Below are 17,670 nucleotides of genomic sequence, written 5' to 3'. Positions count from 1 at the left end.
CTGGCGTTCTTCTTCCAGATCCACGACCCGTCGACGCTGAACCGGCAGGGCAACGACATGGGGACGAGCTACCGGTCCGCCGTGGCTGAGCGGGTGCGAGATGTTCGGCGCGCTCCGCGGCCACGAGGTCCGCACGTCGCTGCTGGGCCCGACACCGGTCGTCTCCTGACCGGCGGGAGCGCCTGCCGGGCTGCGACGCCCCACACGGTTCTCGCGTGGCACACGTCCGGCTCTTGTCGGTGCTTCCGTTTTGGCGGGCGCGACGGTGATCAGCCGCCTGCTAAGGTCCCAGCCATGTTCCTCCTTCGTGCGTAGGCCGACGCCGGCCGCACCGTCCCGTGCGTGCCCGTGGCGTCCCTACCCACCCACGGCGTCCATCGGCGACGCCGAACATCCCGAGGAACAGAACTCCGATGTCCTACCGTGCCGTGCTGCGTACTCCGCATGCCCTTCGTACCTTCCTAGCGGCCCTGGTCGGCCGCCTTTCCTACGGCGTCGTCTTCGTCTCGCTCACCGTCGCGATCACGGTCGCGACCGGCTCCTACGCCGTCGCCGGCGGCGCCATCGCGCTGTTCGGGCTCGGCGGTGTGCTCGTCGCGCCGCTGCGGGCCGGGCTGGTCGACCGGTACGGGCCGCGGCGGGTGCTGCCACCGCTGGCCGTCACCTACGCCGGCCTGCTCGCCGGCCTCGCCGCCACCACCTGGCGACCCGGCACGCCCGGCTGGGTGCTGATCGTGCTCGCCGCCGTGGCCGGTGCCGCCGCACCGCCGCTCGGGCCCGTGATGCGGGCCATGTGGAGCCAACTGCTGCCCGACGAGGCCGGGCGGCAGCGGGCCTTCGCCCTCGACACCGTCGTCGAGGAGCTGCTGTTCGTGACCGGTCCGCTGGTGGCCGGTCTGTGCATCGCCGCCGGCGCGCCGGCCGCCGGGGTCGCGCTCGCCGCCGCGCTCGTGCTCACCGGCACGCTGGCGATGGTGTCGTCGCCGGTCGCCCGGGCCTGGCCGCGGGTCGAGGCCGGCGCGGTCGTCGCGGTGCGGGTCAACCGGGCGCGCCTCGAGCCGGTGCTCGTCGCGAGCGGGCTCGGGCTCGGGTTGGGCGCGTTGGGCCTGCTGATCGTCGCGTTCGCGACCGAACGCGACCAGACCGCCGCAGTGGCCTGGATCGAGGCGGCGTTGGCGGCCGGGAGCGCGGTCGGCGGCATCGCGTACGGGGCGCGCACCTGGGCCGCGTCCCAGCGCACCCAGCTCGCCCTGCTGGTCGTCGCGCTGGCCGGCGTCCTGGCGGTCGCCGGGCTGGCGCCGGGCGTCGCCGCACTCGCCGCCGCGGCGGCGCTGGCGGGGCTGTTCGTCGCGCCGACGCTGACCATCGCGTACCTGCTGGCCGACCGGTCGGTGCCGGCCGCGGCGCGTACCCGGGCGGGCACCTGGGTCAACACGGCCTTCAACGCCGGCTCGTCGGGCGGCAGCGCGGCGGTCGGCCTGCTGATCAGCCGGGCGCCGTTGCCGGTCTGCTTCGCGGCGGCGGCGATCCCGTTGCTGCTGTCGGCTGTGCTGCCGGCGCTACACGAACGCGTGGACCAGCAGGTAGAGGCCGATCCCGGTGCCGAACACGACGATGACCGCCTTGAGCACCTTGCTGGGGAGGCGGCGGGCTAGGCGGGCGCCGACGTACCCGCCGACCAGCGCGGCCGGCGCCAGCACCGCCACGGTCGCCCAGTTTACGGGCCCGAACAGGGCGAACACGACGACGGTGGTCACACCGACGGTCGCGGAGAGCACGTTCTTCACGGCGGTGACGCGGGCCATGTTCTCGTCGAGCACGAGCGCGAGCCCGGCGACGAACAGCACACCGAGCGCCGCGCCGAAGTATCCACCGTAGACACTGCCGACGCCGACGATGCCGTACAGCATCGCCCGCTGGCGGGTCAGGCTGATCCGCGCCGGATGGCCGACGACGCGGCGGAGCTGGTCCTGGAACGCCAGCACCGCGGTCGCGCCGAGCACGAGGAACGGCACGACCATGTCGAACGCGGCCTCGGGCGTGATCAGCAGCAGCACGCACCCGGCGATGGCGCCGCCGACGGCCACGGGCAGGAGCAGCAACGTCCGCCGCTCCTGCCCGCGCAGCTCCTTGCGGCTTCCGTACACGGCGGCGAAGTAGCCCGGACACACCGCGACGCTGTTGCTGACGTTGGCCGGGACCGCCGGCAGACCGACCCCGAGCAGGGCCGGGAAGGTGATCAGCGACCCCCCACCGGCGATCGCGTTCATGAACCCGGCCGCCAACCCGGCGGCGAGCAACAGAACGGCATGCAGGAGATCCATCGGAGGGCAGCCTAACGGCACCGGTAGGATGGGGCATGACGGGCGAGTCGGCTGGGCGGTCGCGTCGGCGGTCCCACGGGGCCGTCGCCGAGGAACGTCCGGACTCCGCAGGGCAGGGTGGTTGTTAACGGCAACCCGGGGTGACCCGCGGGAAAGTGCCACAGAAAACAGACCGCCAGGCGTACACGCCTGGTAAGGGTGAAACGGCGGGGTAAGAGCCCACCAGCGCACCGGGCGACCGGAGCGGCTTGGTAAACCCCACCCGGAGCAAGGCCAAAAGGGTGGTCCGACCGACAGGCTGGACAACCTGCGCAGGCGTTCGAGGGCGGCCCGCCCGAGCCTGCGGGTAGGCCGCTCGAGCCTGCCGGCGACGGCAGGCCTAGATGGATGACCGCCACCCGCCGCGCGAGCGGCGGGAACAGAATCCGGCGTACAGGCCGACTCGCCCGTCACCCTGGAAGCCACCCTCGAACGCGACTCGAACGGCGTCCAGGTCCGTCAGCACCGGTCGAGCCGCCAGCCCGGAACCAGTCGCGCCGCCTGTTGATCCCAGGTTCCGCCGGGCAGCGGCCATGCCCGGGTCCGGCCATCGCCGCGTATGACGTCGTTCAGCTGACCGGCGAACCGGCGGGTGACGTCGGCGATGCGCGTGGTGACGCGGCTCTCGTAGTCGCGAATCAGATGGCGCTGCACAGCCGTGGCGGCGGCCGGGTCAGGGGCCGGAGCGAGGACGACCACCGCCGGCAGGGTGTCCTCGGCCGACGCCGCGGCGATCCGGTCGTGCCCGTCCAGCACGAGCAACGTGTTCAGCCCGCTCACCCACCACAGCAGGGCCGGGGGCATGATGCGGCCCTGGTCGGGGTCAACCGCGGTCAACCGCTGCCAGTGAGCAACGGCGTCCGCCTCACGCCGCGATGGTACGACCGGCCCCGGACCCTGGGGTCCCGCTCGCCCTCTACGTCGTCTCGTTGCTGGTCGCGGTCATGGCCGCGCGGGAGATGCCGCCGCGTGCACGGTCGTACAACTCCTCCAGCAGTCCCGTCTGTTTGCGCACGTCGAAATGAGCCGTCACGTGCTCGCGAGCAGCCGCACCCAGCCGCGCCTGCAGCCCCTCGTCCCCCAGCAGCACACCGAGGTTCTCGGCGAGGGCGGCCCGGTCCCCCTCCGGCGAGAGCAACCCCGTCGACCCGTCCAGCACCGCCTCCGGGATGCCGCTGTGGAGCGTCGCCACCGTCGGCAACCCCGCGCTACCCGCCTCCAGGATCGTCGTCGGCAGGCCTTCCGAGTCGCCGTCCGGCGCCGTGCGGGACGGGGCCGCGAGGATCCGCGACGACGCCAGGTAGTCGCGGACCGCCTCCGGTGGCTGCGCGCCCACGAACGTCGCGTCCAGGCCCAGTTCCGCCGCGCGGGCGCGGACCGGCTCCCAGAGCGGCCCGTCGCCGACCAGCAGCAGGCGCGCCGGGCGCTCCAGCAGGCCCGCCGCCTCCACCAGGTCGTCCACGCCCTTCTTGGCGACGAAGCGGCCGACGAACAGCACGTCCCAGCGCTTCGGCACACGGAGGTCCGCCGGCGGGATCGGGACGCCCGTGTGGTGGACCACCACCTTCGCCGGGTCGGCGCCCAGGGAGATCGCGCGGTCGCGGATGAAGTGCGAGACCGCGATCACCAGGGTCGCGCGTTCGAAGGCCTGCCGCAGGTGTCGCCGGTGGCGTACCCCGCGGGCGCCGGGCAGGGCGGCCTGCCTGGTCACGTCCTGGCCGTGCAGCGTCACCACCAGCGGGAGGCCGAGGCGGCGGGCGGCGGCGCTGACCAACCAGCCGTTGTCGCCGAAGTGGGCGTGCACCAGGTCCGGCGACAACCCCGAAAGCACGGCTTCCAGGCGCGGCGACAGGCCCGTCAGCTTCAGGCCTGCCAGCGAGGCGCGGCCGCGTGGGTCGTCCCCGAAGGCGATGACGTCCGTGTCGCGGGCGACCGGCGACAGGACTTTGACCGCGCCGAGGTAGCGCGGGTGCCACCGGGTCAGCGAGTCCGCCTGGTTGCGGACAAACGTCTCCGAACCGGGCAGCAGGTGGCTGCGCCAGATGACCACCGAGGGATGTGGCATGCGCCGAACCTACTGTGGGACGGCGCCGCGCGGCACGGCCCGTGGTGGCCGCCGGGTTAACGGGCGATGCCAACCGGATGTCCGGGCGGTTCGGCTGTCGGCAGCGGCGGAATCCGGCACGCCCTGCCGTACACTCGCCCGCACCGGCCGGCCAGACATCACGGGAGATTCGTTCATGCAGCGACCGCAGCGGGTGGTCATGCTCGTCGACAACGCGGTCGAGGGGGACTCCCGGGTGCAGAAGGCCGCCCGGTCCGCCGCCGACGCGGGCTGGGACGTCACGCTGCTGGGGTGCGCCCGCGCCGCCGAGGAGAAGACCTGGCGGCTCGGCGACGCCGAGGTACGCGTGCTCCCGATGGGCAACCACGCACCCGCCGCGGGCCTGCGCGGCCGGCTCGTCAGCCGGGGCGGGCTGCCCCTGCGCGCCGCGCGGCTCGCCCGCCGGCCGGTCGAGCACGCCCAGGTCGCGTTCTGGCGCTCGGTGCGGGGCGACCGGTCGTGGCGGAAACTCGAACCCGGGCTCTGGGGGTACGAGCGCCTCTTCGGCCCCGTCATCGACGAGCTCCAGCCCGATCTGATCCACGCGCACGACTTCCGCATGCTCGGCGTGGCCGCCCGGGCGAAACAGCGGTCGACCAGGCCGGTGCGGCTCGTCTGGGACGCCCACGAGTGGCTCCCCGGCGCCAAGCCGCGGCGCGACAACGTCCGCTGGCTGCCCGCCCACCTCGCCTACGTCAACGAGTACGTGGGCCAGGCCGACGCCGTGGTCACGGTCTCGGACACCCTGGCGGAGCTGCTCCAGCGCGACCACGACCTGCCCGAGCGCCCGGGGGTGCTGCTCAACGCGCCGCTCGCCGACACCGAGGCGGGCGCACCGGACCTGCGGGAGCGCTGCGGCGTCGACCAGGACACCCCGCTGCTGGTCTACAGCGGCGCGCTGGCCGTACAACGTGGCCTGGACACGGTCGTCGACGCTCTTCCCCGCCTGCCCGGCGTGCATCTGGCCCTCGTGGTCGGCGACCTCACCGCCCCTTACCTGCTCCAGCTGCTGGCCCGGGCCGAGCGACGAGGCGTGGCCGACCGGGTGCACGCCGTCCCGTACGTACCCTATCGGCAGTTGGTCGAGTTCCTCGGCGGCGCCGACGTCGGGCTGATCCCGCTGCACCACTGGCCGAACCACGAGATCGCCCTGATCACGAAGTTCTTCGAGTACTCGCACGCCCGGCTGCCGATCGTGGTCAGCGACGTGAAGACCATGGCGCGGACCGTGCGGGAGACGGGCCAGGGCGAGGTGTTCAAGGCGAAGGACGAGGCAGATCTGGTCCGCGCGATCCAGGCCGTGCTCGCCGATCCGAAGCGCTACCGGGCGGCCTACGAGGGGCCGGACTCGCCGCTGAAGGAGTGGACCTGGGAGGCGCAGGCGCGGCACCTCGACGCGCTCTACCGCAGGCTCCTGGGGACCGACACGCCCGCGGAGACCCGGTGACGGTCCCCGACGTCAGCGTCCTGGTGGCCGTCTACAACACCATGCCGTACCTGACCGAGTGCCTGGACTCGCTGGTGGCGCAGACGATCGGGCCCGAGCGGCTGCAGATCGTCGCGGTCGACGACGGTTCTACGGACACCAGCGGCGCCGAGCTCGACCGGTACGCCGCCCGCCACCCCGGCCTGTTCACCGTCGTGCACCAGCCCAACTCGGGCGGCCCGGCCCGCCCGTTCAACCGCGGCCTGGACGCGGCCACCGGCCGGTACGTGTTCTTCCTCGGCGCCGACGACCACCTCGGCCCGGACGCGCTGCGCCGGCTGGTCGAGGCGGCCGACCGGTGGGAGTCCGATGTGGTGCTCGGCCGGGTGGTCGGGGTCAACAGCCGCCACATCTACCAGGACATCTTCGCCAGCACGCAGGCCGACGTCGACCTCTACGACTCGCCGCTGCCGCGGTCGCTGGCCAACACCAAGCTGTTCCGGCGCGCGCTGCTGGACAAGCACGCCATCCGCTACCGCGAGGACCTGCCGCTCGGCAGCGACCTGCCGTTCACGCTCGCGGCCTGCTTCCACGCGCGGCGCATCTCGGTGCTGGCGGACTACGACTACTACTTCGCGGTGCGCCGGCACCAGGCCACCAACATCACCTACCTCAGCCGGCACGCGGACCGGTTGCGGACGGTCGAGGCCACCACGGCGTACGTGGCCGAGCTGATCCCGGCCGGCCGCCGGCGCGACGCCGTCCTGGCCCGCCGCTTCGACCACGAGATCGCGAAGCTGCTCGAGGACGACCTGCTGGCGCTCGACCGGGAGACCCAGGAGCTGGTCCACGCCGGCATCGGTCGTCTGGTCCGCACCCATCTCACGGACGCGATCGCGGCCGAGCTCAACGCCGAGACGCGGATCCGGCTGGCGCTGACCCGCGACGGCAGCGTCGACGACCTCCTCGCGGTGATCCGGCAGGACGCCGAGATCGGCGTGCCGCCCACGGTGGTGGAAGGCGAGCGGCGGTACGCGGCCTATCCGGGGTTCCGCGGCGCCGGCGGTCCACCGGACGAGGTTTTCGAGGTCACCGGCGTGCCCGACTGGTCCGCCAAGCTCGACGCCACGGCGCTGGCCTGGGAGACCGACGAGCAGGGCGACCGGGTGCTCACCGTCACGGCGAAGCGCACCGACGCGGGGCCGCTCGCGGTCAGCGCCGAGGAGATCCCGGGCGACGTCACGCCGCTCGACGACACCACGCTGCGGATCCGGTTCCGCGTCGCCGACCTGCTCGCCAACACGCCGAGGACGGGCCGGCGGCGGGCGGTCTCCGCGCAGCCGGGAGAGTTCGACCCGACGCGCGCGGTCGGCGCCGCGACGGCCACCGGCGCGGCCGGCGCGGCCGCTGTCCGGGCTCCCGGGGTGCACACCACCAACCCGCTGGTGCGCCGCCGGGGCACGCGCCTGTTCGTGGTCACCCCGGTGCGCGACACGTCCGGCCGCCTGATGGTCTCGGTCGTCCCGGTCACCGCGGCCCGGGTCACCGCCCAGCTTCGCCGGGCGCTGCGCCGGTAAGCGTCAGCGCAGGTGCGACGTGTCGTTGACCGTCCGCACCGCGACACCGCCGTCCGGCCACCTGTCCATCGTGGACACACCGGCCGGGTCGAGGTAGAGCCGGTGCAGGAAGCCGGGACCGCCGGCGAGCGCGTCCTGCAGGATCAGCTTGATCGGCGACACGTGGGAGACGACGACCACGGCGCTCGACGGGTACGCGGCCAGCAGCGCGGTCGTCGCCCGCCGGGCCCGGGTGGCCACGGCCGTGAACGACTCCCCGCCCGGCGGGGCCACCGACGGGTCGGCGAGCCAGGCGTCCAGCTCGACCGCCCAGCGCGCCCGTACCTCCGCGAACGTCAGACCTTCCCACTCGCCGAAGTCGCACTCGACCAGGTCGTCGTCGACGCGGATCGGCACGCCCCCACCCAGCTCGGCGGCGATCGCCGCCGCGGTGGACCGGCACCGGTCCAGCGGCGAGGTGACGACCGCGACCGCGTCGGGCGCCCGGGCCGCGACCAGCACGCCGGCCGCCGTGGCCTGCGCCTCGCCCACCGTCGACAACGGGATGTCGCCGCGTCCGGAGTAGCGCCCCTGTGACGTGAACGCCGTCTCCCCGTGCCGCACGAGCAGCATCCGGGTGGCGCCCTCCAGCGGCCGGGGCTCCCACGACCGGGGCGCCGACGCTGCGGCGGGCTCGGCGGTGGCAACCGGAGCGATCCCGGCCGCGGCGTCCATCGCCGCGTTGGCGAGCGCGTCCGCGTGGGTGTTCCGCTCGCGCGGCACCCAGGTGAACGACACGCGGTCGAAGCGGGCGACGAGCGAGGCCGCCTCGGCCGCCAGCGGACGCAGCCCCGCGTTCTTGATCTGCCAGCGGCCGGACATCTGCTCGACCACGAGCTTGGAGTCCATCCGCACGTCGGCCTCGGCCGCGCCCAGGTCGACAGCGGCCTGCAGGCCCGCGATCAGGCCACGGTATTCCGCGACGTTGTTGGTCGTGATCCCCAGCGCCTCGGACCGCTCGACCAGCACGTCACCGGAGCCGGCCCGGACCACTGCCCCGTAGCCGGCTGGGCCGGGATTGCCGCGTGCGCCGCCGTCGGCCTCGATGACCACCCGGCCCGGGGCACTCACAGGCCGGACTCCGCCGTACGCACCATGATCCGTCGGCATTCCTCACACCGGACGACCTCGTCCGGGGCGGCCGCCTTGATCCGCGCCCGGTCCGCGCCGGACAGCTCGATCCGGCAGCCGCCACACCGCCCGGCGGTCAGCAGGGCCGCGCCCAGGCCGCCGGAGGACTCGCGGATCTTGTCGTACAGCCCGAGGAGGTCGGCCGGGATGTCGGCCGCGACCGGCCCGCGGGCCGAGATCCGCGACTGCTCGTCGGCGTCGATCTCGGCCAGGAGCTCGTCCCGGCGCACCTCGGTGTCGCCCCGCCGCTGCCGGGCACCGTCCTGCCGGCCGGTCACCTCGTCGAGGGCAGCCTGGGCCGTCTCGCGCTGCTCCATCAGCTCGAGCTCGCTGTCCTCCAGCTCCGACTGGCGCCGGGTGAGCGAGACCACCTCGTGCTGCAGGGCCTCCAGCTCGCGGGCGGGGCCGCTGCCCATGGTCAGGCGGGCCTCGTCGCGATCCTTGCGGGCGCGTACCTGATCGACGTCCTTCTCCACCCGGGCGATGTCCCGGTCGAGGTCGTCGACGGCGACCTGGGCGCGGACCCGCTCGTCCTCGAGCGCGGACAGCTCCCGGGCCAGGGTCTCCAACTCGCCGTTCTCCGGCAGGGTCCGGCGCCGGTGCGCGATCTGGGCCAGCGCGGTGTCGATCGCCTGGAGATCGAGCAGCCGGCGCTGCGCCTGTGGTTCGGCCTTCACGGGAGCGGCTCCTTCGGCGAGGTGAAAACGGTGGACGCGGCGTGCAGCGTCCAGGGGTCGGTGTCGAGGTCGGAGACCAGCACGTCCACCTCAAGCGTGGCACGCAGCTGCGCGGCCAGGTCGTCGAGCCACGGACGCTCGGTCGCCCAGTGTGCCGCGTCGAGCAGCGCGGGGCCACCTCCGGCGACCGCCTCACTCGCCGGGTGGTGGCGCAGGTCGGCGGTGAGATAGGCATCGACCCCGGCCGCGGCGGCCGCGGCCAGGAACGAGTCGCCGGCACCGCCGCAGACGGCCACGCTCTCGATCACCCGGTCGGGGTCACCCGCGGCCCGCACCCCCCACGCGGTCCGCGGCAACACGGCGGCGGCCTGCGCGGTCAGGGCCGACAGCGGCCGCGGCACCGGCAGCCGCCCGATCCGCCCGACCCCGCGCGCGGGATCGTCGCCGGGCACGAGCGGCCGCAGGTCGACCAGCCCGAGCCGCCCGGCCAGCGCGTCGGAAACACCGGGCTCAGCCACATCGGCGTTGGTGTGCGCGGTGAACAGCGCCACGTCGTTCTTGATCAGATCGCGGACGATCCGTCCTTTGTAGCTGGTCGTGGCCACGGACGAGACGCCCCGCATCAGCAAGGGATGGTGGGCGACGATCAGGTCGGCCCCGACGGCCACCGCCTCGGCGACGGTCTCGGGCACGCAGTCGACCACGCACAACACGCGCTGGACGGACGCAGCCGGATCACCGACGACCAGACCCACCCGGTCCCACTCTTCCGCCCAGGCGGGCGGATAACGGTCATCAAGGGCCGCGGCCACCGCCGCCACAGTCGCGCTCATCGGCGCAGAGCTTACCGTCGCGACGCCTCGACGACGCCGACGCGGTGTCCGAGCGCCACACAAGATTCAAACGACGGCGACCATTCGGGACTCGGGTCCGCCGTGGGCACGACCGTCGCTCCCGCCAGACACCGCTCCGCTTCGCTCCGCTGCCAGGTCCGCGGTTGGCAGGACCCGCGGGGGTTACCCGCACGCGGACCGCTCCGCTGCAGGTCCACGATCTGCAAGACCTGGGGCGTTCCGCACGCGGACCGCTCCGCTCCCACGTCCACGATCGGCAAGACCCGCGGGGTTACCCGCACGCAGACCGCTCCGCTCCCAGGTCCACGATCGGCAAGACCCCCGGGGTTATCCGCACGCAGACCGCTCCGCTCCGAGGTCCACGATCGGCAAGACCCCCGGGGTTATCCGCACGCGGACCGCTCCGCTCCGAGGTCCACGATCGGCAAGACCCCCGGGGTTACCCGCACGCGGACCGCTCCGCTCCGAGGTCCACGATCGGCAGGACCCGGGGCGTTACCCGCACGCGGACCGCTCCGCTCCCAGGTCCACGATCGGCAGGACCCGGGGCGTTACCCGCACGCGGACCGCTCCGCTGCCACGTCCGCTGTTGGCAGGACCGCGGGGGTTGCCCACCCGCGGACCGTCATCCGCTGCCAGGTCCGCGATCGGCAAGACCCGCGGGGTTACCCGCCCACGGACCGCTCCGCTCCCGGGTCCGCGATTGGCAAGATCCGGGGCGTTCCGCACGCGGACTGCTCCGCTCCCAGGTCCACGATCGGCAGGCGGGGGGGTGCCCACCCGCGGACCGTCATCCGCTGCACGGTCCGCGGTTGGCAGGACCCGCGGGGTTACCCGCCCACGGACCGCTCCGCTGCCAGGTCCGCGGTTGGCAGGACCCGAGGGTTACCCGCCTACGGACCGCTCCGCTGCCACGTCCGCTGTTGGCAGGACCCGCGGGGGTTGCCCACGCAGACCGTCATCCGCTGCCAGGTCCGCAGTGGGCCGGCCCACTGGGCCGACCGTCATCCGCTCCAGCAGATACCAGTGCATCCGCGGCGTGGTCCGGGACCTCGATCTGTTGGCCCCCAACCCGCACCTGCCGATGTTCGTGGGCTGCTGCGCGGCCAGCTACGTCGCCGCGTGGCCAGGGCGGTCGCGCGCGGCGTGGCGGTGATCAGGCGGGGCCGTCGCCTTTGAGGGCTGAGAAGAGTAGGCGGTCGTGCCAGTGGCCGTGGATCAGGACGTGGTCCCGGAGGTGGCCTTCCTGGCGCATGCCGATCTTGGTGAGTACGCGGGCCGATCCGGCGTTGTCCGGGTCGCAGGTTGCAATGATCTTGTGTAGGCCGAGCTGGTCGAAACCCAACCGCAGCATCGCCGCGGCGGCTTCCGTGGCGAGACCCTCGCCCCAGCGTGGCCGGGCCAGGGCGTAACCCGTGCCCGCCTGCTGGTAGGCCACGTTCGTGACGCGTAGCTCGACCGAGCCGATGAGCGTCTGGTCGGCGCGGTCCGTCACCGCCAGCGCGAACCGGATCCGTGGTCGCCGCCCCGCGTCCCGGACGGCGTCGCGGAGGAAGGCCGCCGTGTCGGCCGGGGTGTTCGGGCCCCATTCGGTGTAGCGGGTCACCTCGGGGTCACTCGCGAACGCGTGCACCGCCGGGTGGTCGTCGACGCGAAAGTCCCGCAGCAGAAGCCGGGACGTGTGTATGTGCACAGGGCGCCGTCAGCCGGGGCGGGCGACCGGGGCGCGGTGGTCGCCGGAGAGGCGAGTGTCCAGGGCGTCCAGGGACAGGTGCCACGGAAAGACGTCCAGGAGGTCCGCGCCCGTGCCCGGTGGGTGCAGCGGCAGGACCTCGTCGCCGAAGAGGACTGTGATGTCCCACGAGCGTAGGCGGGCCAGGGACTCGCGGAACGCCGGGTGGGCGCCCATCGCGACGTTCGTGAAGGGCATCACGACGATGGGCAGGCCCTTTCCCTGACCTTCCACCACCAGGCCCAGGGCCAGCGTGTCGGCGATGCCCGCGGACCACTTGTTGACCGTGTTGACCGTGGCCGGGGCGACGATGATCGCGTCCGGGGACGGCAGCACGTCCGGGTCGCCGGGGTTCTTGTAGAACGATCGCACCGGGTGGCCGGACAACCCGGCCAGCGCCGGCACGTCGACGAACTTGCGGCCGTCGGGCGTCGTGACGACGCAGACGTCCCAGCCCCGTTGTTTTGCCAGGTCGACCAACCGGCCCACGCCGCGGGAGATCGGCGAGCCGCAGCAGATCGCGTAGAGGACGCCTCTCATGCCGTCAACTAAACTCCGACGCCCATGTGTTCCGCCAGTTCGGCGACCGCCGGCGGTGGCGTGCCCCGGGTGCGCCGGAGCACGTCCGACATGACCTCGTGGGCGATCGGCCGGCAGCGGATCTCGGACGGCGCCAGCCGGTCGCCTTCCAGCAGCATCTCGCTGGCCTTCTCCACGTCACCCATCTGCGCGAAGCCGCGCGCGATGTCGAGCATGTGGTGGGCCCGGCGCTCCGGCAGCAGGCTGTTGAAGCCCTCCTGGTCGATGCCCTCGTGCACCTCGACCGCCGCCCGGCCCTCGCCCAGCTCGACCGCCGCCGCCGCGCGGTGCAGCTTGACGTTGGTCGGGCCGAAGCAGGTCCAGTAGTGGTTGTGGTCGCCGCCCATCTCGTCGGCCGCCTCTTCCGCGCCGTTGAGCAGGTCGCGGACGGTGGCGCCGTCGCCGATGCGGGCCGACGCCATCGCGCCCTGCAGCAGCAGCATCCCGTACACGGAGAGCCGTTCGGGTGTGCTGTCGTTGCCGCCGCCGGGTGCGAGCCGGTTCGCGATGTTGATGTTGACCTCGAGAGCCGGGCGGGCCCGGCCGAGCGCGAGCAGCGCGCAACCCACGCGGTGGGTGGCGGTGCCGGCGAGCAGCGGGTCGCCCGCCCGTTGGGAGACCGCGATGGACCGGTCCGCGGCCAGCCAGGCAAGCTCGTGCTCGCCCAGCTTGCGCAGCGACGAGGAGGCGATCTGGTAGACCTGCCCGAGCAGGTGCGCGGCCGGCTGGGCCTCGGTGCCCCCGGCGTACGCCGTGTCCGCCGCCTGTGCGTCGCGCAGCAGCTTGGGCAGCGCCCGCGCAAGCACGCCGTACTTCGCGTGCTGGAAGGTCAGCCACGCGTGGCTGACCGCCTTGCGCATCTCGGTCAGCGGCTGCGGGTTGGTCTGCGTGTCGAAGAACGCGCTGATCGAGTCGTAGCGCTCCAGCGCCGCGCGGATCTCCTCGACCTCGACCTGGTCGATGCAGTTGATCGCGTCCGGCCGGCGCTCCGGGTCCTTGCCGAGCAGGAGCTGGACGTCGAGCTGGAGGACGTCGGCGATCTCGTAGACCACCGAGAACTTGTCTAGCCGGCGGACACCCCGCTCGACCTTGTCGACCCAGCTCTTCGACTTGCCCAGCCGGTCCGCGAAGACCTGCTGAGACATCCGGCGCCGGGCGCGCCAGTAGGCGACGCGGCGACCGATTGGGAGCTCATCCATGTCCGTCCTCCCCCCTCGCTCGTACAGGGGCTGTCTGATTCGGGGCTTGCTGGGCGGTGTTGCGGATATCACCCGTTTGTGCCTATCGCACTCCGAGTGCGTTTCCGGTTACAGCTGCACTCGTAGTTTTCGATTGCAAGTTGCATTCGGCTCTCTGTCAAACGCAACGACCGCGTGTCGGTTCGAGATACGGCGCCGACCATCTGCTAGTGGGAGTCGGCCCCTGACGTAGGGAGTTTCTGACCATGCGGTGGACTATTCGACCACCATTCGCCCGAGTTGCGCTGCGTCGGTCGGCCGTGCGCTACGCCGACCACGAGTGGGACGTGGTGCCCGGCGCCTGGCTCGAGGGCGGCCGGTTCGCGTGCGAGCGGCCGGGCTGCCCGACGTCGAGCTGCCACCCGGCGGTCGACGGCTGGGAACGCCGGGCCATCGTGGACCCGTCCACGGTGGAGCGCTGGTGGCAGCGGCGCGCACACGCGGTGCTGCTGGCCACCGGGCACGCCTTCGACGTGCTCGAGGTGCCCAACAGCCTGGGCGGGCGCGTGCTGGCCGCCGCCCGCATGCACGCCGGCGTGCTCGGGCCGGGCCGGTTGCAGGTGCGCGGCCCGGTGGCCGCGACGCCGGTCGGCCGGTGGATGTTCCTGGTGCGGCCGGGTGACCCGCTGCGGCCCGACCTGGAGAACTCGCTCGACGTGGTGCGACACGGCCATGGCTCGTGGGTGCCCGCCCCGCCGACCCGGCTTCCCGAGGGCGCCGTGCGCTGGGTGGTGCCGCCGGAGGAGGTGGCCTGGAGCCTGCCCGACTCGTACGCCGTGCAGCGGATGATCGTCGACTCGCTCTTCACCCATCTCGACCGGGTGCCGCACCTGCCGCGCCAGCTGTCCACCGCCCGCCGGGCCGCCTGAACCCGGGATCCCGGAATCCGGGATCCCGTCAACGAGACCGGTGAAGATCCCGTCAACAGGACGTGAACACCCGCACGTCCGGTCCGGCGACCGGTCGTTGATGCAGGTGGCAGCCCACATGGGGGCGCGGCGGGGAGGGGCACACATGCTAGGTGACAAGGTAACGGCGGCGTCCGTCGAGGTCGACCCCCTGAACGGCGGACTTCGATGCCAACGTTGGGCCGGCACCCGGCCCTCGGGATCGCGCCCGAGCGGCTCCCGGCCCACGGGCTCACGCCCCGCCGGCACCCACCGCCCGATCAAACGCTGACCGTACACGGGTTACCATGGTAGTGGTCTCAAGCTGCCGGTGACAGGGACAGCGTGCTGAGCTTCCGCCCTTCGTCAGTGACGACAACACCGGCATAACCGGCGAGCCGGGCGAGCCACGCCACACCGCCCTCCCCCATGGCCAGCGCCGCGGTGGCGTACGCGTCCGCCGTGCCGAGGTCCGGACCCACCACAGTGACCGAGCGCAAACCCTTCGCCGGCCGGCCGCGCCGCGGGTCGATCACGTGGTGGCCGCGCTCGTAGACGCCGGACGTCGCGACCGCGAGATCCGTGCCCGTGACCACGTGGCAGGTCGCCCGGGCGTTCCACGGGTGCCGGATGCCGACCCGCCACGGCCGCCCGGCCGGCGCGTGACCACGGATCCGCACGTCACCGCCCGCGTTGACACAGTGGTCGGTCACCCCGGCGGCGAGCAGCCGGTCGGAGGCGACCTGCGCGGACCATCCCTTCACGAACCCGGAGGGGTCGAGCCGGCCGGTGGCGTACGCGTCGAAGTAGCCGTCCGTCTCGCTCCACAGGTCGGCGCAGCGCGACAGCACGAACCGCAGGTCCGCGGACGCGTCCGCCAGCGCCAGCGAGCCGGCGTCGAGGCGACTGACCTCGCTGGTCGCCTTGTAGGTGCTGAACCGCGCGTCGACCAGGTCGAACCACGCGAAGACCTCGTCGAGCAACGTGACCGTCCCACCGGCGCCCAGCTCGACGCTGATCACCGTGCCCATGCACTCCCGCGCACGGAACTCAGTCACGCTCGCCCTTCTTCATCCGCTCGATGGCGACCCGCAGCGACTCGCGGTAGCTCTCGCTCGTCTCGGTCGCGCCCGACACCGTGTCGAGGTCGGCGCCCTGCTCCCGCAACGCCTCCTCGCGCATCTGCGTCTCCACCTGCGCGCTGAGCTGGTCCGACCGCGCCTCGAGGTCCGGCATCTCCAGCGTGCGCACGTCGGCGATCCGCTTGCCGTCGACCTCGATCACGACCTGGACCGCGCCGTACGGGTTCTCGACCCGCGGCCCGACCACCTTGTTGGACTTCGGCGGCGCGGGCGGCGGCGCGGCTTTCGTGGTCTTGCCGGTCCTGGGCTTCGCGGTCTTCGACGGTGCGGCCTTCCCGCCGGCCGAGGCGCCCGCCGGCTTGGCGGACGGCGGTGCCGAGGGCGTGCCGGACGGCGTGGGCCCGGCGTTGGCCGCGGCCACGGTGTCCGGCGCCGCGCCACCACCGCCCTTGGCCACGACCAGCAGCGAGGTGCCGGCGGCGAGCCCGGCTACGGCCAGCGCGGCACGGCGCACAGGAACTCCCTACAGTTCGAAGGCGGCAAGGTGGATCTTCTTGCGGCGTACGCCCGACCGCCGCACGATCTTCTGCGCCGACTCGACGAACCCGGCCGGACCGCACAGCCACACGTCCCGGCGCTCCAGGTCGGGCACGAGCTGACGCAGGCCGTTCGGGCTCATCACCTGGCGCGGTCCGGGGTCGGTGCGGGCGCCGATCACGTACCAGACGTCGACGTCCCGCGCCCGGGCTAGCCAGTCGATCTCGCGCTGGAGCACCACGTCGGCCGGGGTGCTGGCGCGGTAGATCAGCGTCGCGCCTGGCGGCAGCTCCTCCAGCATCGCCCGGATCGGCGTGATGCCGATGCCGCCGGCGATCAGCAGCGAGCGCGGTGCGGTGCGCTGGGCGGCGGTGAACGAGCCGCGCGGACCGATCGCGAGCACCCGCACGCCCGAGTCCAGCTCGCGCAGCTCGCGCGTGTAGGCGCCGACCACCTTGACGGTCAGCCGCAGCCACCGCCCGTTCTTGGCCGCGGAGACCGAGAACGGGTGCGACTGCCACCACAGCCCGCGGGCCATGAACCGGAAGCGGAACCACTGTCCACCCAGGACCTTGAGCCGGTCGAGGTTGCGACCGGTCAGGTAGATGGAGATCGTGTCCGGGCCCTCTGCGACCACGTCGGCCACGCGCAGCGCGTACCGCAGGTTGAAGACCACGGGCGCGATCACCCGGCCGTACGCCAGGATCACCACGACACCGACGTAGGCGGCGAGCCAGCCCGTGCGTACGACGCCGGGCTTGAACAGCTGTTGGCCCAGCGAGAACTGGTGCCCGAAGGACAGGTAGAGCACCAGGTAGGTGGACATGTGCAGCCACCGCCACAGCTCGTACGGCAGCGCGTTGCGCACCGCCCGGACCGAGAAGAGCCCGACCGCCGTGAGGATGCCGGCGGACAGGAACGCGGTGAGCATGTCGGGGACGCCGGTGATCAGGACGCGCGCCTCGACCAAGGGGTTGTAGCCGTCGAGGCGCCCGTAGCCGACCAGGATCAGCGCCATGTGCGCGAGCACCGCGAGGATCAGCGCGCCGCCGATGTCCCGGTGCCAGCGGGTCATCAGCTCCTCGCCGGCGAGCCGGTCGAGCAGCCGCAGGCGGCTCATCAGCAGGATCTGCACGAGCATCACGTAGCCGGCGACCAGGCCGACGATCCGCCCGGCGGCCAGGGTGATCGCACCCGTGTCACCGAGCGAGCCGGCCGGCGTGGTCAGCCACCAGGGCAGCACGGCGAGCACGAGGCCGGCCCAGAACAGCAGCACGAGCGCGCGCCGGCCGGGGGCACCGCGGCGCGCGGGGACGTTGACCGGCACCGGGGCGGGGCGGCCGTCGGACCGGGTCGGGGGGTCAGCACGCGGCGCACGAGGTGGTTCAGTGTCCGGTCGACGGCGGCGGTCACGAGGGTGGGCGAGGACTCGCGCGGCAGCTGC

At 73.1% G+C, this 17,670-nt stretch carries 16 protein-coding genes, 1 other RNA gene and 1 pseudogene; 6 read left to right on the top strand and 12 right to left on the bottom strand.

Annotated elements, in window-relative coordinates:
* Both AB0H87_RS22275 and AB0H87_RS22270 read left to right on the top strand, forming a co-directional pair.
* A pseudogene (locus AB0H87_RS22275) lies at positions 1-84 on the top strand (peptide-methionine (S)-S-oxide reductase); the annotation flags it as partial.
* Positions 85-413: 329 nt separating this feature from the next.
* On the top strand, positions 414-1,655 hold the full coding sequence (locus AB0H87_RS22270) for an MFS transporter (protein WP_360148618.1): 1,242 nt from the start codon (positions 414-416) through the stop codon (positions 1,653-1,655).
* Here AB0H87_RS22270 and AB0H87_RS22265 read toward each other — a convergent pair.
* Positions 1,560-2,324 (bottom strand): sulfite exporter TauE/SafE family protein, encoded by a 765-nt coding sequence (locus AB0H87_RS22265; RefSeq protein ID WP_360148615.1) that lies wholly within the window; start codon positions 2,322-2,324, stop codon positions 1,560-1,562. The genes AB0H87_RS22270 and AB0H87_RS22265 overlap by 96 nt on opposite strands.
* Positions 2,325-2,367: 43 nt before the next feature.
* Between AB0H87_RS22265 and rnpB the strand changes: the two genes are divergently transcribed.
* An RNA gene (rnpB, locus tag AB0H87_RS22260) (RNase P RNA component class A) lies at positions 2,368-2,773 on the top strand.
* 49 nt (positions 2,774-2,822) lie between these two features.
* Here rnpB and AB0H87_RS22255 read toward each other — a convergent pair.
* Together AB0H87_RS22255 and AB0H87_RS22250 are read right to left on the bottom strand one after the other, a co-directional pair.
* On the bottom strand, positions 2,823-3,200 hold the full coding sequence (locus tag AB0H87_RS22255; RefSeq protein WP_360148612.1) for a hypothetical protein: 378 nt from the start codon (positions 3,198-3,200) through the stop codon (positions 2,823-2,825).
* A gap of 79 nt (positions 3,201-3,279) precedes the next feature.
* Positions 3,280-4,428, bottom strand: a complete 1,149-nt coding sequence (locus tag AB0H87_RS22250; RefSeq protein ID WP_360148609.1) for a glycosyltransferase — start codon at positions 4,426-4,428, stop codon at positions 3,280-3,282.
* 199 nt (positions 4,429-4,627) lie between these two features.
* Between AB0H87_RS22250 and AB0H87_RS22245 the strand changes: the two genes are divergently transcribed.
* Together AB0H87_RS22245 and AB0H87_RS22240 are read left to right on the top strand one after the other, a co-directional pair.
* Positions 4,628-5,914 carry a glycosyltransferase family 4 protein gene (locus AB0H87_RS22245; protein WP_360148624.1) on the top strand — a complete coding sequence of 429 codons (1,287 nt, stop codon included), beginning with the start codon at positions 4,628-4,630 and terminating at the stop codon, positions 5,912-5,914.
* Complete coding sequence (locus tag AB0H87_RS22240) at positions 5,911-7,470, top strand: glycosyltransferase (RefSeq protein WP_360148606.1); 1,560 nt, start codon at positions 5,911-5,913, stop codon at positions 7,468-7,470. The genes AB0H87_RS22245 and AB0H87_RS22240 overlap by 4 nt, the downstream gene beginning before the upstream one ends.
* Positions 7,471-7,473: 3 nt before the next feature.
* Here AB0H87_RS22240 and AB0H87_RS22235 read toward each other — a convergent pair whose 3' ends face one another.
* The 6 genes from AB0H87_RS22235 to AB0H87_RS22210 form a co-directional block, all read right to left on the bottom strand.
* Positions 7,474-8,580 carry a bifunctional RNase H/acid phosphatase gene (locus AB0H87_RS22235; RefSeq protein WP_360148603.1) on the bottom strand — a complete coding sequence of 369 codons (1,107 nt, stop codon included), beginning with the start codon at positions 8,578-8,580 and terminating at the stop codon, positions 7,474-7,476.
* Positions 8,577-9,317, bottom strand: coding sequence for a C4-type zinc ribbon domain-containing protein (locus AB0H87_RS22230; RefSeq protein WP_360148600.1), 741 nt, complete (start codon positions 9,315-9,317; stop codon positions 8,577-8,579). The genes AB0H87_RS22235 and AB0H87_RS22230 overlap by 4 nt, the downstream gene beginning before the upstream one ends.
* The gene (locus tag AB0H87_RS22225; RefSeq protein WP_360148597.1) at positions 9,314-10,150 is read right to left on the bottom strand and encodes a Nif3-like dinuclear metal center hexameric protein; all 837 of its coding nucleotides are present in this window, start codon (positions 10,148-10,150) and stop codon (positions 9,314-9,316) included. The genes AB0H87_RS22230 and AB0H87_RS22225 overlap by 4 nt, the downstream gene beginning before the upstream one ends.
* A gap of 1,177 nt (positions 10,151-11,327) precedes the next feature.
* Positions 11,328-11,864, bottom strand: a complete 537-nt coding sequence (locus tag AB0H87_RS22220) for a GNAT family N-acetyltransferase (RefSeq protein ID WP_360148594.1) — start codon at positions 11,862-11,864, stop codon at positions 11,328-11,330.
* A 9-nt stretch (positions 11,865-11,873) separates the two neighbouring features.
* Positions 11,874-12,443: a flavoprotein gene (locus AB0H87_RS22215; protein ID WP_360148591.1), complete on the bottom strand. Its 570-nt coding sequence runs from the start codon at positions 12,441-12,443 to the stop codon at positions 11,874-11,876.
* A gap of 8 nt (positions 12,444-12,451) precedes the next feature.
* A complete protein-coding gene (locus AB0H87_RS22210) occupies positions 12,452-13,681 on the bottom strand; it encodes a helix-turn-helix domain-containing protein (protein WP_360148588.1) in 1,230 nt (409 codons plus the stop codon).
* A gap of 245 nt (positions 13,682-13,926) precedes the next feature.
* Between AB0H87_RS22210 and AB0H87_RS22205 the strand changes: the two genes are divergently transcribed.
* Positions 13,927-14,589 (top strand): bifunctional DNA primase/polymerase, encoded by a 663-nt coding sequence (locus tag AB0H87_RS22205; protein ID WP_360148585.1) that lies wholly within the window; start codon positions 13,927-13,929, stop codon positions 14,587-14,589.
* A gap of 338 nt (positions 14,590-14,927) precedes the next feature.
* On the opposite strand, the gene AB0H87_RS22200 is transcribed toward AB0H87_RS22205, so the two are convergent.
* Genes AB0H87_RS22200 through AB0H87_RS22190 form a run of 3 tightly spaced genes read right to left on the bottom strand, consistent with a single transcriptional unit; the run spans position 14,928 to position 17,553 of the window.
* On the bottom strand, positions 14,928-15,638 hold the full coding sequence (locus AB0H87_RS22200; RefSeq protein ID WP_360148621.1) for an FAD:protein FMN transferase: 711 nt from the start codon (positions 15,636-15,638) through the stop codon (positions 14,928-14,930).
* A 19-nt stretch (positions 15,639-15,657) separates the two neighbouring features.
* The gene (locus AB0H87_RS22195) at positions 15,658-16,203 is read right to left on the bottom strand and encodes an FMN-binding protein (protein WP_360148582.1); all 546 of its coding nucleotides are present in this window, start codon (positions 16,201-16,203) and stop codon (positions 15,658-15,660) included.
* Positions 16,204-16,212: 9 nt separating this feature from the next.
* Positions 16,213-17,553, bottom strand: coding sequence for a ferric reductase-like transmembrane domain-containing protein (locus AB0H87_RS22190; protein ID WP_360148579.1), 1,341 nt, complete (start codon positions 17,551-17,553; stop codon positions 16,213-16,215).
* Positions 17,554-17,670 lie beyond the last annotated feature (117 nt).

This window comes from Asanoa sp. NPDC050611 (genome assembly GCF_040654855.1).
In the GTDB taxonomy this organism is placed as follows: Bacteria; Actinomycetota; Actinomycetes; order Mycobacteriales; family Micromonosporaceae; genus Asanoa.
The sequence above is the reverse complement of the archived record's forward strand: the minus strand, read 5'-3'. Positions and strand labels throughout refer to the sequence as shown.